Raw genomic sequence first — 22,223 nt, forward strand, 5'->3', positions numbered from 1 at the left:
TCGATTGGGACAGGCGGGCCTTCGAGGCCGAGCGCAAAATGGATTCTAAAAAACACCTTGCCAAATAGGAGCGTCAGCGCGGGGCCCGCCTTTCCGTTGCTCCGCAGGAGCAGGAAAGACGGGCCTCATGCGCGAGGACGTTTTCAAAACCAAGCCCGGCCCCGGCCGGACAGCCCACGAACGCTACAGGTTCTTGACACCCATCGCGCGCATGGCGTTCAGGATGGCGATGATCGCCACGCCTACGTCGCCGAACACGGCAAGCCACATGTTGGCGATGCCCAGTGCCGCAAGCACTAGAATCAGCAGCTTAATGCCCAGCGCAAAGATGATGTTCTGCCAAACAATCGTCATGGTCTTGCGCGCCACGCGAATAGCGCGGGCGATGTTGGACGGCTTGTCATCCATGAGCACGACGTCGGCGGCCTCGATTGCAGCGTCGGAACCCATAGCGCCCATGGCAATGCCAACATCGGCGCGCGTAAGCACGGGTGCGTCGTTGATACCGTCGCCTACAAAGGCGAGCTTGCCCTTGCCGCTTTCGGCCGCGAGCAGCGCTTCAACACGCTCGACCTTGTCGCCTGGCAGCAGCTGCGCGTGGAACTCGTCGAGCCCCAACTGTTCGGCAACGGACGCAGCCACTTCCTCGCGGTCGCCCGTGAGCATGACGGTGCGCTTGATGCCAGCGGTGTGCAGGTCACGGATCGTCTGTTCGGCATCGGCCTTTACGGTGTCGGCAATCACGATGTGGCCGACATAGATGCCATCGACCAGCACGTGGAGGATCGTGCCGACAACCTCACAGTCCGGTGCTTCAACGCCGCCCGCGGCGAGCATCTTGGCGTTGCCGACGACGACATTCTTGCCGTCGATGATCGCCGTCACGCCGTGGCCCGCATTATTAGCGGAATCTGTCACGCGCTTGGGGTCGAGCTCGCCCTGGTAGGCGGCGCGCACCGACTGCGCGATAGGGTGATCGGAGAACGACTCGGCGAGGGCGGCGACTTCGAGCAGCGACTGCTCGGTATAGCCAGCCTCGGGGTGCACCGCGACGACTGAGAACGTGCCGTTGGTGAGCGTGCCGGTTTTGTCGAAGACGACGGTGTCCACGTCGGCGAGCGCCTCGAGGTAGTTGGAGCCCTTGATGAGAACGCCCAGCTTGGACGCGCCGCCGATGCCGCCAAAGAAGCTCAACGGTACGCTGATCACGAGGGCGCACGGGCAGCTGACGACCAGGAAGGTCAGACCGCGCAGAATCCAGTCGGACCAGGCACCGGTGACCAGGCCGCCGCCGAGCGCGAGCACCGCGGCAGCGCCGGTGACGGCGGGGGTGTAGACGCGGGCGAAGCGCGTGATGAAGTTCTCGGTGCGCGCCTTCTTTTCGCTGGCATTCTCCACGAGCTCCAGGACGCGCGCGACGGTGGACTCGCCAAACGGCTTGGTGGTGCGCATGTGGATGAGGCCCGTCATGTTGATGCAGCCGCTGATGATATCGTCGCCGGACTTGGCGGGGCGGGGGACTGACTCGCCCGTGAGCGCGGCGGTGTCGAGCTGGGTTTCGCCCTCGACGATGACGCCGTCGATAGGCACGCGCTCGCCGGGCTTGACCACGATCACGGTGCCGACGGCGATGTCATCGGGAAAGACCTGCTCGAACGTGCCATCGGCCTGCTCAACGTTGGCATAATCGGGCGCAATGTCCATCATGGTGCTGATCGACTTGCGGCTCTTGCCCACGGCGTAGGCTTGGAACAGCTCGCCGACCTGGTAGAACAACATGACGGCTGCGCCTTCGGCCATGTGCGGATCGGTATCGGGGAAGAGCACCATGGCAAACGCGCCGATGGTCGCGACGGCCATGAGGAAGCTCTCGTCGAAAGCCTTGCCGCGACGGATGTTGTTGAACGCCTTTTGGAGCACGTCGTAGCCAGAAATCAAAAACGGCACCAGGAACAGTGCGAAGCTGGCATAGATGTTGCCCGGCTCCCCAAATGCGGCGGTGAGGGCACCGAGCTCGTCGAGGGCATAGACAACGACAAAAATGCCCAGTGCTACCAGGATGCGGTTGCGCTTGTGCTCAAGGGACTCTTTCTTCTTGCGCTTCTTCTTTTTCTTTTTGGGATCGGCGGCTGCCATGATTCAAACCTCCCATTTGAGTGTATGAACACTTGCTCATATAATTTCGCGAGCAAAGGCCGCGGCAAGCGCGGCCTTACAGGTCAACGTATGCGCGGGTTAGAGAATGATTTCGCAGTCCGGCTCGGCGTCGGCGGTGAACTCAACGACGCGGTCCAGGACCTCGTCGAACTCGGCGTCGTCGGCCTCGAGCGTTAGCTTCTGGGTCATAAAGTTGACCGAAACGGACTTGACGCCATCGAGCTTAGCCAGCTCGTCCTGAAGTTCACGCGCGCAGTTGGCGCAATCGATCTCGTCGAGCTTGAACTGCTTTTTCATGGTGGGTTCCTTTCCCTGTTTTTGCGGCTTGGGTGCAGGCCGCGCTGGTACCGTGGTTGATTGCTATTCGCAGATATGGCTCATGCCCTGGTTAAGCATGGTGTAGACGTGATCGTCGGCGAGCGAGTAGAGAATGTTGCGGCCGTCGCGGCGGAACTTGACCAGGTGCGACTGCTTAAGCGTGCGCAGCTGGTGCGATACTGCCGACTGCGAGGTTGCGGTCGTCTCGGCGATGTCGGCCACGCAGAGCTCGCGGCCCATGAGGGCATAGAGAATCTTGATGCGCGTGGTGTCGCTGAAGACCTTGAACAGGTCGGCAAGGTCGTAGAGAAGCTCCTCGTCGGGAAGGTCCTCGGGCGAGCAGGTGGTGGGGATCACGGGCTCGGTGGCCTCGATGTCGGGTTTCGTTTCGTCGCCGCGGATGCTCATTGCAATATCCTTTCATATGAACATGCGCTCATATAGCTTACTTCCGATTATATGAGCGCATGTTCATATGTCAATGACGTTCAGGTAATTCGTCGCACAAAATGATGGGGAATAGTGGACGAGATTCCGGACTGAGCGGTTTTGATAGCCGATGCCGGGGTGGGTGCCCCCGCGCCGTGCAAAAATTGGAGTATTCTGCAACTATAGGGGGTCCGTTAATCTATTCCAGGCCAAATAAAGCCGCTCAAGAGTTATCCAAGGGCGGTAAACAGGCAAGGTCTTCCTCAAATGTTGCCTAACGTTCCCGTTCGATAGCGTTTTTGTTTCTCATTTGGATTAACTTGTGGGTGCTGGAGGGCCGACCCTGCTGAATACTCGCAATTTTGCACATCGCTAGGGTACCCACCTTGTTAGCCGGTCTAGCTTCCGGCCCCGAAGATTCTGCCCTCGGGCGCGAGGCTGCTTATTTGGGCAAATGATGGGCTGTCGGATTCGACAGTCTGCATGTCATCGATTGCCGAACTTCATTTATTGTCGGGTCATCCAGCGTGATACCTTCGAGTGTTGCTTTTTCGAGGTCGATTTGTTGACGATCTTCGGAATCCTGGCGAAGCTGCTTCTGAATTCGCTTTTTCTCTTCTATAAACCTTCTGAGCACAAACTGTCTCAGGTCCTCTTGCATGATTTGAAAGTCTTTTGGCAGACGCGAGGGGCGTATGCTCTCTTTCCGTTGGATCGCCTCCATGACCCTAACGAAAGCGCTGGCATGCATAAAGGAATAACGACTGACGGTGATGATTCCGTATCCCATGGACGCAAGCGCATTCTTGCGCTCCTCATCGATGGCGCGGTCTTCTTCCGCGTCATGATAAAACCCGTTGTATTCAATGTCTGTGCGAGATTTCTTTAGATACGCATCCATAAAGAACTTTTTGCGTCTCGTGAGATTCTTTGCGGCAGCGGTGACCTGCACCTCGCAATCGGTCTCAATTCCCTTAATACCAAGCCCTCCTTCGCTTTTAGGCAGCGTTAGCATCATGACAAAGGCCGTTTCCATAGGAGACCGGCATCCGTCGCGCACACATTGAATCGCCTTTCGGGCAAGGGCCAGACCGTCGCATCTGGTAATGGAATTAAAGAACTGTTTTAACCTTTCGGTCGAGGTGAGCGCGAAACGCTCGTTATACGAGGTGGAAGAGCCGGTTCCAAGGGAGTAAGCGCCGCACAATTCAAAGTAGTACTCCACCAGTTCGCGAAAAGGGAGATAGGTGGCGGCCTGAAGTGCGCAAAGCTCAACGCCAACAATGAAGATGCCATCTTTGAGCTCTATAAAGCGTGAGCTCGAGAATCGTTTTGACGAAACGTGGCATTGACAGTTCATTGCATAGCGCGCATTCCTGCGATCAAACACCATTACTTCGAGGCAATCATTTGCGTCAAGGGAAACATCGTGTTTGGTGAGCCATTCTGCGGCTGCGTCAAGGAGCGTTCCGGTGGGACATGATCCGTAAATCGCGGCAGGGTTACAGGGCTCGGTGTCTTTCGTAGACGCCGAATGCGCGGCCTGGTAGACCGCTTTTGCAGTGGTATGTGACAATACGATACTCATGGTATATATCGTGTCAGCTAATGCCGTGCTGATGGCGCTGAGTGGGAAAGTCGTTTTAGGGGCCTAACCAAATGCTGTCCAAAAGCTTGACGCAATTATGGGTTGGCATGCCTAAAATCAATGTTATCGCAGCTTAGCTATAGCATATAAAAACTCAATTGCTGCACATTTGATATCGATGCATCACCATCCGACAACGAATTACGTGTCGGGAATTGGCCGAAATCGTTCAAAATGAGGGTTCAGAATTTGTGATGGCAGATCTATCTGTGGAACATAGGGCGGCCCCGCTGCGGTGTTTCCCGCTGCGAGGCCGCTCGTGAGCAAGTAGTGTTTGTCGCAGGCGTTGCTATTTCGCGAATAGGTTCTTGAGGTTGAACTCGGCCTGTACCGTGCGGAGCATGAGGTCGGTGTCGTCCAGACCCAGATGCTGCTCGTTGGCGTCGGGCGCGAGGGTGCCGCGACGGCGTGCCCAGTTCTCGAGCGCGGCGGGGGCGGACTCGCGGGGGAGCGAGCGCACGTCGGCGTCCAGGCTGCGGCAGATCTGGCGCGAGTCGATGACGATGATCTTGCCGGCGCGGCGTGCCTCGGCGTAGCCGTCCAGGTGGATCTTGAACCAGCTGTCCTCAAAGGCGGCGTTGTGTGCCATGTACGGGTACTTCTTCATAAGCTTGAGCAGCTGCTTTTGCAGCTCTTTGTTCTCGCGGAACGGCTTTTTGCCGTCGATGTCGTCCCAGGTGATGTGGTGGATATTCGACAACGGCACATCCTCGCCGCGGTAGATGTCGGGCAGGCCGCAGTAGTGTGCCTCGGCGTCATGCGGGACGGCGTCGCTGGTGAGCTCCATGATCTCCCAGCCCACGTTGATGATATAGCCGCGCTCGGGTGCACGTCCGGTGGTCTCGATGTCGATACCGAGCACGGTGCCCTGGATGGGCTTGCGGGCGTAGGCCACGCCGAGCGCGTCGCGGTCGCCGCGGATTTCGCGCATAACGGACGCGGCGGTGCGCTTTTGCATCTTGCCGATGGCGGCGCAGGTGTCGGCATCGGACAGGCCGCGCGAGAGCGTCGCGGGCGTCACGTTGCGCAGACGCGCCTCGCCAATCTGGTCGCACAGGTCGCGGTTGCGGTCGGCCAGGTCGCGCACGGTGGCAAAGTCGAAGCCGGGGTCGCCCTCGGCGGTAAAGTACTCGGTCTCGAGCACCTTGAGGGCCTCCTCGCCCTTCTGGCGCTCGGACTCCATGGCGCCGTGGTCGCCGTAGATAAACATGGGGATAAACGGCTGGCGCTCGTATTCGAGTGCTTGCGATACGTTCATATGCTACTCCTTGGACGGGCCGCGTTGTGCGGCTCGAGGTTACTGAGTTATGGCGAGATGATAGTTTACCATAGGCAACTATTGGCACCGCGCCCGGGACAACTACAATACCCTAGTTGACCGCTAGGACTTTTACAATGCTGCCGAAAGACACGAAAGGTTCCATCCGTCATGGATTTACTGATTGATATTCTGCTCGACGCCGGCAAGGACACGCTGTCGCTGGTGCCGTTTTTGTTGGTGACGTATCTTGCTCTCGAGACACTTGAGCACGTTGCGGGCGACCGCGTCAACGGCGCTATCAAGCGCGCCGGCGCTGCGGGTCCCGTGGTTGGCTCGCTGCTGGGCATGGTGCCGCAGTGCGGATTTTCGGCCATGGCAGCAACGCTGTACGCCGGCCGTGTCGTGACCTTGGGCACGTTGGTGGCGGTGTTCCTTTCGACCTCCGATGAGATGCTGCCGCTGTTGCTTGCCGAGCAGGTTCCCGTGCAGACTATGGCGATGCTTTTGGCTTCGAAAGCGCTGATCGCACTGGTCACGGGTTTTATCGTGGACGCTGCCATTCGCGGCCTGCGCCGTAACGCCCGCGCGCACGCGGCGATTCGCCGTACCGTGCTGGGAACCGCGGCCAACCCGGCCCACGTGAATTGCGCGCACGACGACCACACTGGCTGTGACATCATCGACGAGGTGGCCGAGGCGGGTGTGAGCGCCGACCACATCCACGAGCTGTGCGAGCGCGACCATTGCGGTTGTGATGAAGACGAGGACGAGCACGAACACGGACATGGCCACGATCACGGTCATGAGGGCGAATATGAACACCATGATGGTCACGGTCACTCCCATTCCCACGAAGGGACGCCTGTCCTGTCGATTATCCGCAGCGCCATCTCCCACACCGTGCAGGTATCGGTATTCATTTTCCTGGTGACGCTGATTCTGGTTGCCGTGCTCGAGACGTTCGGCGAGTCCGCAATCGAGCAGTTCCTGCGCGGCAACGAGACGCTTGCGGTCCTGGGCTCGGCACTCGTCGGCCTGATCCCCAACTGCTCGGCCAGCGTCGTCATCACGCAACTGTACCTGGAAGGCGCGCTGCAGCTGGCCCCGATGCTCGCCGGCACGCTCATTTCCGCCGGCGTGGGTTATCTGGTGCTGTTCCGCACCAACCGCAGCGCCCGCGAAAATGCCGTGTTCCTGATTATGATGTACGTCATCGGCGCGGGCTGGGGTCTCATCCTTTCCGCCTTTGGCCTCTAAGTAGATGTTTGGGATAGGCCGTAAAAACTGGGGTATACCGTAAAATCTACCGCCATGACTTGGGCGTTGGATGCGCGTCAATCGCCAAAACAAAAAGGTAGATTTCCGGACATGTCCCAAAAATCTACCTTGGTTAGCGCAGCAGCTCGGTGAGGTTGCGTTTAAAGCGGGCGCGGTCTTCGCTGGTAAATGCCGCCGGCCCGCGAGTGCGTCCGCCGGCGCGGCGCACCTTCTTTTCCTCGTGGCGAATAAACAGCTGCATGTCGATGGTTGCTTTGTCGTAGACGCGCCCGCGCACACCGATAGCGGCGGCATCGCGCCCGAGCACCATGCTCGCCAAGCCAATGTCCTGCGTCACGACCACGTCGCCCGCCTGCAGGCGTTCGACAATGGCAAAGTCGGCGCTGTCGGCGCCCACGCTCACGTCGAGCGTCGTGACCCAAAAGCCGCGTCGCGCGTGCTCGGCATCGCGCGGGTCGTCGCGGCGAATGTGCCGTTCCAGGTTTTGCGTGCTGTTGCCGGCGATAATAACGGCGACGCCCGCCCGCCGCGCGCAGTCAATCGACTCGCGCGCGACCGGGCAGGCGTCTGCATCAATAAAGAGCGTTCGTGGCATCTAGCGCACCAGTTTGCCAAATTGAATAGCGCGAACAATCAGCGTTACGCCAAACACCAGCAGCGCGGCGCCGCTAAAGATGACGAGCATCTTGGCCGACCACAGCGGATAGATAAACACGAACATGCCGGCGATGATGGAAAGTGCGCCGCTCAGGATGGCGAGGGCGCGGTTGGACGAAAGCTCGGACTCCAGAATGGACATGACACCTTCGACAATCCAGCCAAAGCCGGCCACGATAACCACCATCGTGGTGAGCGTCGCGGTCGAGAAGGCCTGGTTGCGCAGGATTATGACGCCGCCCAAGATAATGAGTAGGTTGGAGATGATGCTCGTCACGCGCCAGCCGGTGGGCAGCAGCGGCTCAAAAATGGCAGTGAACAGCCTGATGACTGCCGTAATCACAAAGTAGAAGCCCAGGACGGTCGTCAAAAAGACGAGGGACTTGGCGGGTGCAAAAAGCAGCGCGATACCAGCAATGAGCGCCACGACGCCCGTGATGGCGTAGATCCAGCGCACGGCCTTGACGGCTTTGCCTGCCATGCTTTTCTCGTCAAATCCAAACTGGCTCGATTTTTGGTCATCGTTCTTAAAGATGCCCATAATGTCTCCTTTCCGTGCGGCGTAAGCCTTGATCGTTACAACCAGTATCCCCTAAGGGCGCTGACGTATGGGTCGGGGAGGGCGAAACGTAACCCAAAGGCCCCGAATTGTTTCCGTTGTTCCCCACGTCGCGATTTTCTATTCAACAGGTGTAGAACATTGCAGCCCTGTTCGTTATTGCCTACGTTTTAGGTTAGATTTTCCTAAGGACAATTGGCTTGTATTGGGGGTCCCTATGAACGAAGCAGTTCCCGAGGCACCGTCGAGTGTCGAATCGATGGCAAAGCAAGGTTGCGAAAAGCTTGGCCTGGACACGTTTGACGCGCTGGTCCGCCGCGCCCGTACGTGCCGCCGTTTTGACGAGTCCATGCGCGTGCCGCGCGAGTTTTTGCTCGAGCTGGCGGAACTGGCGCACCTGGCTCCCTGCGGCGCCAATGCTCAGCGTCTGCGTTTTCATGTGGTGAGCGGTGCCGAGGATTGCGCGCGTGTATTTGATGAGCTTGCATGGGCCGGCGCGCTTAAGGATTGGTCGGGTCCTGCCGAGGGCGAGCGTCCGACCGGCTACATCGCGATTCTTGCCGAGCGCGCTGTTCCGGGTAAGCCCGCCGCGCCCATCACCGAGGTCGACACGGGCATTGCCGCGCAGACGATGATGCTCGCCGCTCGCAGCGCCACGCCCGAGGTGGCAGCCTGCATGTTCAAGGCCTTTACGCCCCACGCGATCGATGCTATGGGGCTCGATAACGACAAGTATGAGCTCAAGCTGATCATGGCTTTTGGCGTGCCGGCCGAGACGCAGATGATCGATGCGATCGATTCCAACCCCGACGGCTCAATTAATTACTGGCGTGACGATGCGCAGGTGCACCACGTACCCAAGCGCCCGCTCGCCGACGTGCTGGTGTAGCTGAGCGTCACCGCGGCGTGATCAGACGGTAAACCACCACAAAGGTGCCTGTCCCCTTTGTGGTGGTACGAGGGGAGAGCGTGTGGCAGATCTGTATTTGGTGCGGCATGGGCAGACTGAGCTCAATGTGCAGAGCATTTTGCAGGGCTGGCACGATTCGCCGCTTACGGCGCGCGGGCGCGAGCAGGCGCTGACGGCGCGTACGGCGTTTGCGGCGCGTGGCGTGGCCTTTGATCATGTGTATTCCTCGCCGTTGGGCCGGGCGCGGCATACGGCCGAGCTTATCGTTGGCGAGGGCCGTTCCATTGAGCTGGTCGATGACCTGCGTGAGTGGCATTTTGGCTCGCTGGAGGGCACATCAAATCGCGAGATGCCGCCGCAGCCCTGGGGCGATTATCCGGTGGCCTTTGGCGGCGAGTCGGAAGTGCAGCTTCAGTCGCGCATGGTCGCGGCGCTGTCCCGTATTATGGCCCGGCCGCAGCACGACTGCGTGCTGGCGGTTTCCCACGGCTCAGCCTGCCAGGAGTTTCTTGAGTATGTGACTGGCGGGGGAGAGCTACCCGACAACGGTGCCGTGCTTCATTTTGGCTATTGCGACGGGGCGTTTTCGCTCTTGGGTTGGTAACGAACGAAAGGACCCCTATGAATAAAGATCTGTATCTGGTCCGTCATGGACAGACGATATTCAACCTTAAGCGTATCATTCAGGGGTGGAGTGACTCGCCGCTTACGCAGTTGGGTTGCGACCAGGCGGCGCGCGCCGGCATGTTTTTACGTGCGCGCGGCATTGAGCCCGATCATGCCTACACCTCTACGCTTCATCGCACCGAGCAGACTATCGCCAACTTGTGGCCGGGCTTGGCGTACGAGCGCCTGGACGGCCTGCGTGAGTGGTTCTTTGGCGACTTTGAGGCCGAGCGCGTGATGCTTATGCCCGAGCGCCCGTGGCGCGACTTCTATCGGCAGTTTGGCGGCGAGGGCCAGATCCAGGTGCGCACGCGCATGGTGGCGACGCTGACCGATCTTATGCGGCGTCCGGACCATACGTGCGTGCTCGCGGTAAGTCATGGCTCAGCTATCAAGGAGTTTTTGGACCACGTGCGGGGCGCGGCGGCCGACGAGCGCGAACGCGTGCCGGGCAACTGCTCAGTGCTGCATTTTGCGTTTGACGATGCGGCCGATACGTTTGAACTGGTCGAAGTCTTTACGCAGGAAGACTACGCGCGCGAGCTGGGGCTAGAGCCGCTCGTGGCGGCGGCAGGTCCGCAGCGTGGATAACGCTGACGTTGCGGCCCGGTTTACCGGCGTAATTGTTTGATGCGAAAAGGGCGGAGGTGCATGCGTTTGCTGCATCTCCGCCCCTTGTTTGTTTGGATGCTGGGTTTTCCAGCTTAGCGTTTGAGTTCGCTAGAACCGTGAGACCTGGTGAGTGAGCAGACCCGTCGGAACCTGCGGCGCGCTGCCGCTGACCTGCGCGGCGGGGAACAGCACGGCTACAGCAAAGTTGAACGGCTCTTTGCCAGAGTAGGCGCCGGCAGCGCGGGCCTCGTCGGCCAGAATCTGCGATGCCCCAGCCAGTGCGGCGACATAGGCGGAGTCACCGGCGAACACCGGGTCGGGCGCCTGATCGAGCATGGCACGGATGGCGGCAACGGCGTCCTCGCGCTTGACCTCCCACACGCGATGTGTGACGCCCGCGGGATCGGTGACGGCGTAGAGCGATGCGCCCTCTTTGGCAGCGCTCAAAATGATATCCATGACGGGCGACGCCTCGTAGGCGAGCGACACGGGGCGCGGCTGCACCTTAAGCTCGGCGATCGCGCGCGCGGCGGCGAGTGCGTCGACGCTCTCGGCGGCAGCCTCGTCGCTACCCGTCAGTACGTTAACCGGGCAAATCGCCACGACACCCGTCGCGCGACCCGGCTCGCCCGAGCATTCGTACACGTAATACGCCGCGCCTGGATCCTTGAGCATTAGGCCGTCAGCAATGGCGCCGCGCAGGGCGTCGTTGCCGCTCAGGATACCGCCCATCGCAGGCAGCGCCTCGAGCACACGGTCCTGAGCCGGGCGGATGCAGGGAAACGGAAGTGCTTTCATGGGCGGTCCTAACGCGCGAGTCGGTTTGTTCGCGGCTTATTATGCCCCAACTTGGCCGCTTGCGTCCCAGAGCGTGTTATCGGCAAGCGCGATGAGCACGTTTTGGCAGCGAACGATATCGGCATGGGGCACATACTCGTCGGGCTTGTGTGCGAGCGCCAACGAGCCGGGGCCGTAGCTCATACAATTGCGGTTGCCTGTCTTGCCGGCAATGACGGCGGTATCGGTGTAGCCGGTAAAGAAGCCGACGGTCGTGTCCGCGTCCGTTACGTCATCGGCGGCACGCTTGAGCGCTGCTAGAAGGGGAGAGTTCGGGTCGCGCTCGATGGCGGGGCGGTCGCCCGTCACGGTGTAGCTGCCATGGCAACCGGGAACGGCGGCTTCGGCGACGGCGATGGCATGCTCGACCATATTGATTGCGGCGGCCGTATCGGTCGGCGGGGTCAGGCGCATGTCGACCCAGACTTTGGCGCGGTCGGGTACGACGTAGGGGCGATATCCGCCCTCGATTTGGCCAAACGTGATGGTCGAAGGCCCCAGCTCATCGTGCGCGGGCAGCGCCGCAAACGCGCGACGAAGCGAACACACGACCTCGGCCATGGCGGCGACGCCATCCGCGCCCTTCCAAGGCTGGCTCGCATGCGCCGTCACGCCAGCCATTTCAATCTCGAACCACGTACGCCCCTTGTGCGCCACCTGGATCTGTCCGTCGGTGGGCTCGGTGTCCAGCACCCATTCGCGCGAGCTGACCCAGCCAGCATCGATCGCGGCCTCTGAGCCGCGCATGAAGTCTTCCTCGTCGACCGAGCAGATGAGCGAAAAGCCGCGGCGTGGCAGCGCGCCATCCGCCGCCACGCGCTCGAGCGTATGGACCAGTGCGGCAATGGCGCAGGCCAGGCCACCCTTCATATCGCAGGCACCGCGGCCATAGAGTTTATCGTCGCGCACAACCGCCCCAAGCGGTTCGATGTCTGCGTCCCAGCCATCGCCCAAGGTGACGGTATCCATGTGGCAGATATAGATCAGCCGCGGCTCGTCGCTTTGGCCCGGCACGGTGACTTTAAGGTTGCGGCGCCCGGGCAGCACTTCGAGCTCCTCAATCTGCACGGCATCGAGCGCAGAACTATCAAGTTGTGCCAGCTGCTGCTCAATGAGCCTCTTAATGAAGCGCTCAATTTCATCCTCATACGCGCCCGGGTCTGAGCTGTCGATCCGCACAAGCTCCTGCGCAAGCCGCCAGGCAAAATCCTCATCAACCATATGCAACCTCACAATCAGTTTGCTTTCCAAACCGATTGTAAGCCTCCTGAGAGATCCGCGACGTGGGCGTGGCAGTATTTACCGTTCGCAGGCCGAGCCAGCGCGTTTGCCGTCCGGGCGGGTTCACAAGCGACGCAGCGGGTACGTACCCTTCATGGACGACATGCTGTGCGACATATCTGCCTTTCGGTATCACCGGATACCTCCACAGGTCTTGGCAATAATGCCGGACCTGCCCGATTCTGCGGACGATCCGCGCAGGGAGCACCTATGTGAGCATCCGCTCGTCACGCATTTCCTGGGCACCCCGTTACACGTGTTGGCGCAGGGCAGCTGCGGACGTAAGGGCGATCGCATTGTCAGGCATGTTTGGAACGGGGAGAGGCCGTTTGATTCCGTGCGGCAGACGGAGTTTGGCCTCGATGTTGCGTCCCCACTCTTTACCCTGCTGACCCTGGCTTCCTCGGTCTCAAACGAGCGTCTAATCATGTGCATGTATGAGATGTGCGACACCTTTGCCGTGTGCAAGATTGCGCCTCAGGTAAAGTCGGCACTTGAGCAGGCATACGGGGGCCGGTGGGGTGACGCACGGTCGGGCTGGGAAAACGTAAAGGATGTCTCGGGGAATCCAACGGACTTGTGGAAACGACCTCCCTTGATCGAGCTCTCTGAGCTTACAGAGTTCGTCGATAAGGTCCGGGGGCTCCGCGGCGCTAAATCGTTCATACGAGCCGCGAAATGCATTACGGGGGTGGCAGCATCGCCGCTCGAGGTCCAGGCTTCGATGCTGTTTGGCCTTACGAGGTTGCGCGGCGGCGAAGGGCTGAGCCTTACCAATAACGTTGAGATTCGTATGACGCGCAGCGCCCGCCTGATTTCGGGGCTTGATAGGCGCTATGCCGATATCCTGCTGGCAAATAAGGACGGCAGCCGAGAGTGTCTGGTTGAATGCCAGGGTAAAGCCATTCACGGATCCATTGAATCCAAGATTTCGGACTCCGATCGAACGACGGCGCTGCAAGCGATGGGATATCCCGTCATTCTGATGACCTATGGTCAGCTGGCCGACTCCGATGCCTTCCGCGTGGTGATGGAGCTCATCATGTCCTATCTCGATGTGCCGCTGAAAGACAAGACGCCGCGACAGCAGGAGCTCGAACGGCGGCTTCGTGAGGAGATTTTTATCGATTGGGCAGGAATGTAGCCGCGCGGGTGGAAAACGGTCGCGCGGACTAGAGTTTTGGTCACAAAAAGACTTATATTTCGCCTTGGAGGGGCCTTAAAAATGCTATCTAGAATAAGTTGTTTCGGAAAATGGACAGTCAACTTACATTCGGCACATAGAGATCGATTTTTACCTACTAAAGTCCCTGATAAAGCTGTTTATCAAAGCGGGTGTGCTTAGCGACTTGAGCCTCACTATCGATTATCTGAAAAAACTTGTTATGGGTATCATTTTAAAGTCGTCCGGAGCAACAAAATCGGCCCCCGTTTCGTGAAAACGGGGGCCGAATGGGCTTCGTGGTCTGTCTGGCAGGATTGGCGCCGGCGCTATTTAATCACGCGCACACGATACATCGACGGAATATGCTTGAGTGCCTCGATCGTGCTGCCGTCCAGGTGCTCATCGGTGTCGAACATGGTGTAGGCGTTCTCGCCAGCGGACTCGTTGGTCATGCGCTGCACGTTGGCGTTGTCCTTGGCGAGAATGGCCGTGATCTGGCCGATCATGTTGGGCACGTTGGCATGCAGGCAGGCAATGCGGCTTGCGGCGCGCGCCTTGCCCATGCTGCAGGCGGGGTAGTTGACGCTGTGCGCGATGTTGCCGTTTTCCAGGTAATCCTTGAGCTCGCTGATGGCCATGTCGGCGCAGTTGGCCTCGGCCTCGCCGGTGCCGGCACCCGAATGCGTGGTGATAAACGTGTTGGGCATCTTGACGGTCTTGGGCGTGGCAAAGTCACAGCTAAACCAGCTGAGCTTGCCCTCGCGCAGGGCAGCGTCGACGGCGTCCTCGTCAATGATGGTTTCGCGCGCGTAGTTGATGAGCACGGCGTCGGGCGCCAGCAGGTTAATCTGCTCGGTGCTGATCATGCCGATGGTGTCTGCCTTGCTGGGCACGTGCACGGTGAGGTAGTCGCAGCCGCGGCACAGATCCTCGAGCGTGCCCACGCGCTGCACCTCGCGGCTCAGCACCCACGCGTGCTCGACGGAAATGAACGGATCGTAGCCGTAAACGTCCATGCCCAGGTCGACACAGGCGTTGGCGACCTTGGAGCCTACGTTGCCCAGGCCGATGACGCCGATGCGCTTGCCCTTGAGCTCGCGGCCCACAAAGGCCTTCTTGGCCTTCTCGGCATCGACCTGAATCTTGGGATCGTCGGCGTTGTCGCGTACCCAGTTCATCGACTGCACCACGCCGCGGCTCGAGAGCACCAGCATGCCCAGGACGAGCTCCTTGACGGCGTTGCTGTTGGCGCCGGGGGAGTTAAAGACGACGACGCCCTTCTTGGCGTACTCCTCGACGGGGATGTTGTTGACGCCGGCGCCGCAGCGGGCGATGGCGCGGATGCCCTCGGGCAGCTCGTAGCCGTGCAGGTCGGTGGAGCGCATCAGGATAGCGTCGGCCTCCTCGGCGGTGTCCACAAACTCGTAGCCCTCGCCAAACTCGACTTTGCCGTCCTTGGTAATGTCGTCGATGGTCTTAATCTTGCGCATGAAAAACTCCTTAGCGGATTTGTTTATAACAAGTGGTTTGAAGTGGCTGGTCGGCCCGCTCGTTGCGGGCTAGTTAGATCGCGGACTCAAACTATGCTGCGCTTCGAAGTCCTTCATATACGAGGCCAGTGCCTGCACGTCCTCCATGGTGACGGCGTTGTACACGCTGGCGCGCATGCCGCCGACGAGGCGATGGCCCTTGACGTTTTGAATCTGGTGCTCGGCCGCGCCTGCGACAAAGGCCGTGTCGAGCCTGGCGTCGTCGGTGCGGAAGGTGACGTTGGCGATGGAGCGGCTGCCGGCCTGCGCGGTGCCATGGAACAGCTCGCTGTGCTCGAGCAGGTCATAGAGCAGGTTGGCCTTGGCCCAGTTGCGCTCGGCCATGGCGGCAAGTCCGCCGGTCTTCTCGACCCAACGAAACACCTTGCCGCACACGTAAATGCCAAAGGTGTTGGGCGTGTTGAGCATGGAGCCTTTGGCGGCCTGGGTCTTAAGGTCCAGGTACTGCGGCGTCTGCGCAAAGGCCGGGCCGTCGGCGATCAGATCGTCGCGCACGATGACCACGGTCACGCCCGCGGCGCCGGCGTTTTTCTGCGCGCCGGCGTAAATGAGCCCGTAGCGCTCAACGTCGAGCGGCTGCGACAGAAAGCAGCTCGAGACATCGGCGACCAGCGGCACGTCGCCGCAATCGGGCAGCTCGTGGTACATGGTGCCAAAGATAGTGTTGTTCTGGCAGATGTAGACGTAGTCGAGCCCGTCGCCCGTGGCCTCGGCGGCAATGCGCGCGCTGATGTCGGCCATGTTGGGAATGCGGTCGAAGTTGGTGTCCTCGGAGCTCGCGAGCAGCACGGCCTCGCCGTACTTGGCGGCCTCCTTGTACGCTTTGTTGGCAAAGTTGCCGGTCACGACGTAGCCGGCGCGGCCGCGGCGCATGAGGTTCATGGGGATGCCCGCAAACTGCAGCGTGGCGCCGCCCTGCAAAAACAGGACACGGTAGTTGTCGGGGATGCTCAGCAGACGGCGCAGGGTTGCCTCGGCGTCGTCGATGATCTGCTGGTACATGCTAGATCGATGGCTCATCTCGAGCACGGACATGCCGCAACCGCGGTAGTCCATCATCTCGTCGGCGATCTCGGCGAGCACGCTTGTAGGCAGCGCGGCCGGGCCAGCTGAGAAGTTGTGCACACGTGCCATCTTCTAGTTCCCCTCGTAGTCATTTGAACGTTCGGGATACTTTAGCACAGTGGAGCGCCGGGCGCGACCGTATCACGGTAAAACTCGAGTGCGCCGCTATGATTTACAGGATGGTTACATGGGGGAGGGCTTATCTCGAGGCTCGCATCCGATCCGCCTCGGCCTTCGCTTGTTTCCAGGGGCGCACACGACCGTTGGTGAGGTCGTCATAACCATGAGCGATGGTACGTTGAATGCGATCTTCGCGTTCCTGAATGGTAGTTAGCGCGCGCGTCTGATCAGAAATAGGCTTTACGACAGGCATATGAAACTCCTTACATAGGATCATATGTAGAACTCTATGTTGAGTGTAGCGGAGGGTGGCGTTGGGCGTGTGCGTGCCTGCATTCGTAAGCGCGGTTGTCTGGCATGTGTGATTTGGGGCGACCTCGTTAAAGTTTCTAAGCTGCGAAAATGACCGTTAACCGGATTAAATTTTGTTGCTCAACATTTGAAACTCTGGGCGTGGTAACTTTTTTACCAACAGGTATGATTATTGTCATGTGCGCCGCGCCTGCCTGCCGGGTTGCGGCGTACTTGTGACAGCCTTTGACACCCTTGGAGCGTGTACTGTGGATGTAACCACAAAAAGCGTTCGGGGGGGGGGGTGCTCACCCGCGAGCAATTCCTCCCGCATGAGATGCGCATCGTCGCTGCCCTTCGTATGCAGGGCGCAAGCGACGAGCAGGTCATTGTACGCGTAAAGAGCGAGAACCTCTTTCAATATCCCACGGAGCGCATGGTCGCCAACCGCGTAGCCGTGTGCCTTCGCCGCCTCGACGCCATGGTGCCCACGGACGCCGTATGCGCCGCGCGCTGCATCGACCCCAATACCGCCGTCGAGGCTGCGTCATCCCTAACCAGCCTCATGGCATCCGGCGCCCCCACGCAGGCGGACCAGGCCATCTTCTACAGCATGATCTGCCGCTACGACATCGTGCGCGAGCTCGTGCTCGTCGAGGTAGGGGAGCGCCTACAAAACTTCGATTATGCCTTTACGGCGGTTGACCTCAACGCCTTTATGACACGCTTTACCACGGAGTATCCGGACGCGGCCCGCTGGACTGAGGCCACGGTCAAGCGCATTAAGGGCTCGCTCCGCCAGACGCTCCGCCATGCCGGCCTTATCGGCGAGGGCCAGGGCCCGGAGTCCGAGCGCCTGTCACCACTCTTCCTCGATTCCGATGTCGAGCGAGCCTTGGTTCAGCTGGGCGAGCAGTCGCTTATCGCGGCCCTTACCGGCAGGGCGGTGATGTAGCGTGGCTCCCGTCAAAAGCGCCGTCGACCCTGTTATCACCCCGGCGACCGATCTCACCACCAATATCGGCATCCATTCCCGCAAGAGCGTCGTGGCGGCGCATGCCCGCTTCGAGCGCGCCTGTCAGGAATTTGAGCGCCGTGCGCAGCTTCTGCGCGAGTGCCTGTGCAGCGAGGACTTTTTGGCCAACAAGGGCATAGGCAATGAGATCGGCTTCCACACTTTTTGCTATGACCCCGCGCTGGAGTTTGAGGCGCGTGCATTATTTGACACCCTTTCACGCGATGCCGAGGCCGACAAGCTTCCGTGCACGCTCAAGGTCGTGAACCTTTACGACGCCGTGCTGGCAATTCTCGAAAAGCGCCGTGTCCTCAAGGCTATCCCGCACCAAGAGGAGCGCCGCGGTACCCAGCGCGTGCTCGAGGACGTGGCCAAGTTCGCCTCGCCCGAGAAAGTCGCCGCGTACATCCTTGAGCAGACCGAGCCGCACGCGCCTGGAGACGTCGTTCTCCTCACCGGCGCGGGCGAGGTCTTCCCATTCTTTCGCATGCACACGCTTCTCCATTGCATGCTTGCGGATTTTGATGAGGTGCCTGTGGTCGCCGCCTATCCGGGCAGTTTCAACGGCTCTTCTTTCCAGCTCTTTAACCGTCTGCCGGCCGACAACTACTACCGCGCCATCGATATCTCGTAAGCACGGCTCCCCGCAGGCAAGTCCCTGCCGCCGGTAACAACCCTTTGCCATAACGTTCCCAAACCCAAAGGAGCACCCATGGACAACACGATCATTCGCGACCTCTTTGCAAAAGACATCAACCGCTCCATCAACGGCGTGGTCAAGGTCCAGGATTCAAAAGATGGGTCCATCCGCCAGGAGCTTGACGAGTACGTGGTGACGCGCGAGTTGCAGAGGCACTTTGCCACGTTCTTCAAGGCCTACGGCGATGCCATCGATGCACGCACCGACAAGATCGGCGTGTGGATCAGTGGTTTCTTCGGTTCCGGTAAATCGCACTTCCTCAAGATGCTGAGCTACCTGCTCGAGAATCGCCAGATCGGCGGCAAGAGCGCCATCCGCTACTTTGACGGCAAAATCGTCGACCCCATGGTCGCGGCTGCCATGGAGCGCGCCTGCTCGGTGCCCACGCAGGCCATCCTCTTTAACATCGATAGCAAGGCGGGCCAGTGGAAGCAGGGCGATACGGCTCCCACGGCGCTGCTTCGCGGCTTTGAGCGCATGTTCTACGAGGCGCGCAGCTTCTACGGCGAGGACCTCAAGCTTGCAAAGCTCGAGGACTACATCGATTCCCTGGGCAAGACCCAGGAGTTCCGCGAGGCCTTTGAGCGCGTCAACGGCGAGTCCTGGCTCCAGGCCCGCGACACCTACAGCTACTTTGAGGACGACGTCGTCGAGGTGCTGCAGAGCGTGCTCGGCATGAGCGAAAAGGCCGCATGGAACTGGCTCGAGGGTTCTGAGGACGAGGTTTTGGCCCCCGATGTCTTTGCCAAAAAGGTCAAGGATTACGTGGACGCTCAGGCAGCGGCCCACGGTGGCAACTTCCGTTTGCTCTTTATGGTCGATGAGGTGGGTCAGTTTATTACAAACGACCAGGACCCAAGCCTTATGCTGAGCCTTCAGACCATCGTCGAGGAGCTGGGTGCCGCCTGCGGTGGCCGCGTGTGGGTGATGGTCACGAGCCAGGAGGCCATCGACAACCTGAGCCTGCCCGTGGGCAACGACTTTTCAAAGATCCAAGGCCGCTTCAATACCCGCCTTTCGCTCTCCAGCTCCAGCGTGGACGAGGTCATCCAACGCCGTGTGCTCGAGAAGACCGCGCCGGCGGCCGATATGCTTGCACAGGTCTACGAGCAAGACGCCGCCGTTCTCAAAAACAACTTTACCTTTGAGGGGGGCTCGCGCTCCGACCTTGCCGGCTTCGCCAACTCCAAGGATTTTGTGGCCAGCTACCCGTTTGTGGGCTACCAGTTTAAGCTTCTGCCCGACGTGATGACCGAGGTACGCAAGCATGGTGTTAAGGCCAAGCATATGTCCACGGGCGAGCGCTCCATGCTGAGCGCGTTTCAGGAGAGCGCTCAGGCCATCCAGCATGACCAGACCGGTGCGCTCGTGCCGTTCTGGCGCTTCTTCGACACTATCTCCAAAGATCTTGAGCACGGCATCAGCCAGGTGGTTGACCGCGCGGTCCGTGCGGCCGAGAACGCGGAGGGCCTTGAACCCTACGACGTCCAGGTGCTCAAGCTCCTGTACTTGATCCGCTACATCGGCTACGTCAAGGCCACGGTCGAGAACATCTCCATCCTTATGATCGATAGCCTGGACGTGGACAAGCGCGCCCTTAAGGACCGCGTCAAGGAATCTCTCGCCCGCTTGGAGCGCGAGAGCTACGTGGCACGCCAGGGCGATACCTATAGCTTCCTCACCGACAAGGAGCAGGAGATAGCGCAGGAGATCGCACGCACCCCGATCGATAACGCGAAGGTGATTGAGTACATCAAGAAGCGCCTGTTCGAAAGCATCTACACTGCGCGCAAACTCAACCGCGGGACCAACGACTTCCCCTTTGACCGCTACGTGGATGGCTCGATTCATGGATCCAACATGGGCGGCATGGAACTATCCGTGGTGACCATGGCCAGCAATCTGGGCCGTGCGGACGATGCCGAGCTGGCATTGAAATCCGTGGATAAGGCCATCGTGGCCTTGAGCGACGAGGTGGATTATTGGGCCCCACTCGTCAACGCCGCTAAGATTCGCATGTACGCCCAGACGCGCAACCTGCAGGAGCTACCGCCGAGTACCCGCCAGATCGTCGAGGCCAAAATGCGCGAGAAGGACTTTAACGAGAAAGAGGCTGACGCCCTTTTGGCTGAGGCGGTGCTCCATGCACGATGCGCCGTCAACGGGCGCATGATTGAGATCCGTGCTGCCAAACCCGCCCAGGTCTTTGAGCAGGTGCTGGCGCAGCTGTGCGATGTGGTCTTTGAAAAGGCCGGCTATATCGGCGCGCCGGTCACGAGCGATTCCGATATCCGCTCCACTCTGGCGGGCAACGTTCAAGCGGGGCTCGCTGGCATGAACGCGGGTAACACGCGTGCGCTCAAGGAGGTTGAGGACTACCTCAAAGTGCAGCACCAGCGCCATCTGGATACCGCTATGGGCGATATCCAGCGCCAGTACCAGCAAAGGCCCTTTGGCTGGCGCGAGGTCGACATCGCAAATGTGGTGGCGCAGCTTGTGGTGGAGCAGCGCGCGCAGGTGCTGTTTGGCGGCCAGACGGTTCAAGCTAACGATAGCCGCATGGTGGCGCTCCTGCGCAAGGATGCCGATAAGGCCCAGGTGCGCTTGCGCGTGCGCATGAGCGACCGGTTGCTGCGCGCCACGGGCGAGCTCATGCGTGATCTGTTTGATCTCAAGACCGTGCCCTCCAACGAGGATAAGCTCGTGGCCGAGCTCAAAGAGCGCCTTGAGGGCTTGCGCGAGGCGTGCCTCGCCATGGCACGCGACTACTACACGGGCATCAAGCCGGCCTACCCGTATCCCGGTGAGGACGAGTGCGAGAAGATGCGCTCGGAGGTGGCCGACGTCCTTAAGGACCAGAACGAGGCCGAGGCGTTCTTGACCACGTTCACCAAGCATGAGGAGCGTTTGCTCGATGCCAAGGAAGACTTTGATAAGGTGGTTGAGTTCTTCGAGTCCAACCAGCGAACAGCGTTTGACCACGCCAAGGATTTCTTGAGCCGCACCGAGGGTATCGAGTATGCCTCCGATGACATTCCCAGCGCGGTTGAGAATGTGGCAAAGGTGCGTGAGGTTCTCAAAGATCCCAAGCCCTACGGCCGCATTAAAGACCTGCAGCCGCTTATGGATCCCGTCGAGGACGACATGAAAAAGCTGCTGGGCATCCGCCGCAATGAGTTTTTGTGCCGAATCGAGAGCGATCTGCAAGACCTGCAGGCACAGGCTGAGAGTCAAAAGGGCTTTGTCAATCAAGCCAAGGATGCCATAGCAGACGCCGGCGCCAAATACGAGTCGTTCAAAAACCGTGCCCACAGTGCTCAAAGCCTCAACGAGCTGAGTGTTGCCGCGACTAACTGGGCCAACTGGCTCAGCGCAGCAACCAACGGGATGTACGACGTTGTGGATGCGGCCCGCATGCGTATGGACAACGAGCGCCGCACCACCGAGGTCACGAGTACGGGTGAGGTGGTCAAGAAGATCTCCAACAAGGCCGTTGCGTCGTCAGCGCCCACGCCTGCACCCGTGCCCCAGCGCAAGATCAAGACTGTGCGCCGCGCCGATCTGGCCAAGCCGAGTCGTCTCTTGTCCGCAGGGGACGTGGAGCGCTACGTGGACGACCTGCGCTCCCGCCTTATGCAGGCGCTCGCTGCAAACGACGAGATCCGTATCAACTAACCCGCGGAGCCACCGGTGCCAAAGCGCGC

General features: G+C 60.0%; 20 protein-coding genes. 8 read left to right on the plus strand and 12 right to left on the minus strand.

From position 1 onward, the window contains the following. Positions 1-183 precede the first annotated feature (183 nt). The 5 genes from GT571_RS07335 to GT571_RS07355 form a co-directional block, all read right to left on the minus strand. On the minus strand, positions 184-2,136 hold the full coding sequence (locus GT571_RS07335; RefSeq protein ID WP_192934670.1) for a heavy metal translocating P-type ATPase: 1,953 nt from the start codon (positions 2,134-2,136) through the stop codon (positions 184-186). Between the two features lie 99 nt (positions 2,137-2,235). Beyond that, a complete protein-coding gene (locus GT571_RS07340; protein WP_006235433.1) occupies positions 2,236-2,454 on the minus strand; it encodes a cation transporter in 219 nt (72 codons plus the stop codon). Between the two features lie 63 nt (positions 2,455-2,517). Continuing rightward, positions 2,518-2,883 carry an ArsR/SmtB family transcription factor gene (locus GT571_RS07345; protein WP_161156380.1) on the minus strand — a complete coding sequence of 122 codons (366 nt, stop codon included), beginning with the start codon at positions 2,881-2,883 and terminating at the stop codon, positions 2,518-2,520. A gap of 463 nt (positions 2,884-3,346) precedes the next feature. Next, positions 3,347-4,492 carry a hypothetical protein gene (locus GT571_RS07350; RefSeq protein ID WP_161156382.1) on the minus strand — a complete coding sequence of 382 codons (1,146 nt, stop codon included), beginning with the start codon at positions 4,490-4,492 and terminating at the stop codon, positions 3,347-3,349. Between the two features lie 349 nt (positions 4,493-4,841). Further along, the gene (locus tag GT571_RS07355; protein ID WP_055252061.1) at positions 4,842-5,810 is read right to left on the minus strand and encodes a 3'-5' exonuclease; all 969 of its coding nucleotides are present in this window, start codon (positions 5,808-5,810) and stop codon (positions 4,842-4,844) included. Positions 5,811-5,981: 171 nt separating this feature from the next. Here GT571_RS07355 and GT571_RS07360 point away from each other — a divergent pair, with 171 nt between their 5' ends. Next, on the plus strand, positions 5,982-7,070 hold the full coding sequence (locus tag GT571_RS07360) for a putative manganese transporter (RefSeq protein ID WP_161156384.1): 1,089 nt from the start codon (positions 5,982-5,984) through the stop codon (positions 7,068-7,070). Positions 7,071-7,203: 133 nt separating this feature from the next. On the opposite strand, the gene GT571_RS07365 is transcribed toward GT571_RS07360, so the two are convergent. Together GT571_RS07365 and GT571_RS07370 are read right to left on the minus strand one after the other, a co-directional pair. Beyond that, a complete protein-coding gene (locus GT571_RS07365; protein ID WP_161156386.1) occupies positions 7,204-7,686 on the minus strand; it encodes a YaiI/YqxD family protein in 483 nt (160 codons plus the stop codon). Next, complete coding sequence (locus GT571_RS07370; RefSeq protein WP_161156388.1) at positions 7,687-8,289, minus strand: HdeD family acid-resistance protein; 603 nt, start codon at positions 8,287-8,289, stop codon at positions 7,687-7,689. It abuts the gene before it with no gap. A gap of 235 nt (positions 8,290-8,524) precedes the next feature. Here GT571_RS07370 and GT571_RS07375 point away from each other — a divergent pair, with 235 nt between their 5' ends. The 3 genes from GT571_RS07375 to GT571_RS07385 all read left to right on the plus strand — a co-directional run bounded on the left by GT571_RS07375 (position 8,525) and on the right by GT571_RS07385 (position 10,474). Beyond that, complete coding sequence (locus tag GT571_RS07375) at positions 8,525-9,196, plus strand: nitroreductase family protein (RefSeq protein WP_158563751.1); 672 nt, start codon at positions 8,525-8,527, stop codon at positions 9,194-9,196. 82 nt (positions 9,197-9,278) lie between these two features. After that, positions 9,279-9,821, plus strand: coding sequence for a histidine phosphatase family protein (locus tag GT571_RS07380; protein WP_055252053.1), 543 nt, complete (start codon positions 9,279-9,281; stop codon positions 9,819-9,821). A gap of 17 nt (positions 9,822-9,838) precedes the next feature. Continuing rightward, positions 9,839-10,474 carry a histidine phosphatase family protein gene (locus GT571_RS07385; protein WP_117772998.1) on the plus strand — a complete coding sequence of 212 codons (636 nt, stop codon included), beginning with the start codon at positions 9,839-9,841 and terminating at the stop codon, positions 10,472-10,474. Positions 10,475-10,603: 129 nt separating this feature from the next. Here the strand turns inward: GT571_RS07385 and GT571_RS07390 are convergent, their stop codons facing one another. Both GT571_RS07390 and GT571_RS07395 read right to left on the minus strand, forming a co-directional pair. Continuing rightward, positions 10,604-11,293, minus strand: a complete 690-nt coding sequence (locus tag GT571_RS07390; protein ID WP_117563978.1) for a DUF1015 family protein — start codon at positions 11,291-11,293, stop codon at positions 10,604-10,606. 39 nt (positions 11,294-11,332) lie between these two features. Continuing rightward, a complete protein-coding gene (locus GT571_RS07395; protein WP_161156390.1) occupies positions 11,333-12,553 on the minus strand; it encodes a M20 family metallopeptidase in 1,221 nt (406 codons plus the stop codon). Between the two features lie 655 nt (positions 12,554-13,208). Between GT571_RS07395 and GT571_RS07400 the strand changes: the two genes are divergently transcribed. Further along, positions 13,209-13,757, plus strand: coding sequence for a hypothetical protein (locus GT571_RS07400; protein WP_147330808.1), 549 nt, complete (start codon positions 13,209-13,211; stop codon positions 13,755-13,757). 347 nt (positions 13,758-14,104) lie between these two features. Here GT571_RS07400 and GT571_RS07405 read toward each other — a convergent pair whose 3' ends face one another. From GT571_RS07405 to GT571_RS10010, 3 genes are all read right to left on the minus strand, one after another. Then, positions 14,105-15,268 carry a phosphoglycerate dehydrogenase gene (locus GT571_RS07405; protein WP_161156394.1) on the minus strand — a complete coding sequence of 388 codons (1,164 nt, stop codon included), beginning with the start codon at positions 15,266-15,268 and terminating at the stop codon, positions 14,105-14,107. A gap of 69 nt (positions 15,269-15,337) precedes the next feature. Next, the gene (gene serC, locus GT571_RS07410; RefSeq protein WP_161156396.1) at positions 15,338-16,462 is read right to left on the minus strand and encodes a 3-phosphoserine/phosphohydroxythreonine transaminase; all 1,125 of its coding nucleotides are present in this window, start codon (positions 16,460-16,462) and stop codon (positions 15,338-15,340) included. 130 nt (positions 16,463-16,592) lie between these two features. Next, entirely contained in the window at positions 16,593-16,766 is a 174-nt protein-coding gene (locus tag GT571_RS10010) for a hypothetical protein (protein WP_204987213.1), read from the minus strand. A gap of 342 nt (positions 16,767-17,108) precedes the next feature. On the opposite strand from GT571_RS10010, the gene GT571_RS07415 reads away from it, so the two are divergent. The 3 genes from GT571_RS07415 (at position 17,109) to brxC (ending at position 22,194) form a co-directional block, all read left to right on the plus strand. After that, a complete protein-coding gene (locus GT571_RS07415; protein WP_161156398.1) occupies positions 17,109-17,759 on the plus strand; it encodes a BrxA family protein in 651 nt (216 codons plus the stop codon). A 1-nt stretch (position 17,760) separates the two neighbouring features. Continuing rightward, complete coding sequence (locus GT571_RS07420; protein ID WP_161156400.1) at positions 17,761-18,453, plus strand: BREX protein BrxB domain-containing protein; 693 nt, start codon at positions 17,761-17,763, stop codon at positions 18,451-18,453. Positions 18,454-18,531: 78 nt separating this feature from the next. Next, complete coding sequence (gene brxC, locus GT571_RS07425; protein WP_161156402.1) at positions 18,532-22,194, plus strand: BREX system P-loop protein BrxC; 3,663 nt, start codon at positions 18,532-18,534, stop codon at positions 22,192-22,194. Positions 22,195-22,223 lie beyond the last annotated feature (29 nt).

It is taken from the genome of Collinsella aerofaciens (genome assembly GCF_009876115.1).
Lineage (GTDB): Bacteria > Actinomycetota > Coriobacteriia > Coriobacteriales > Coriobacteriaceae > Collinsella > Collinsella aerofaciens_N.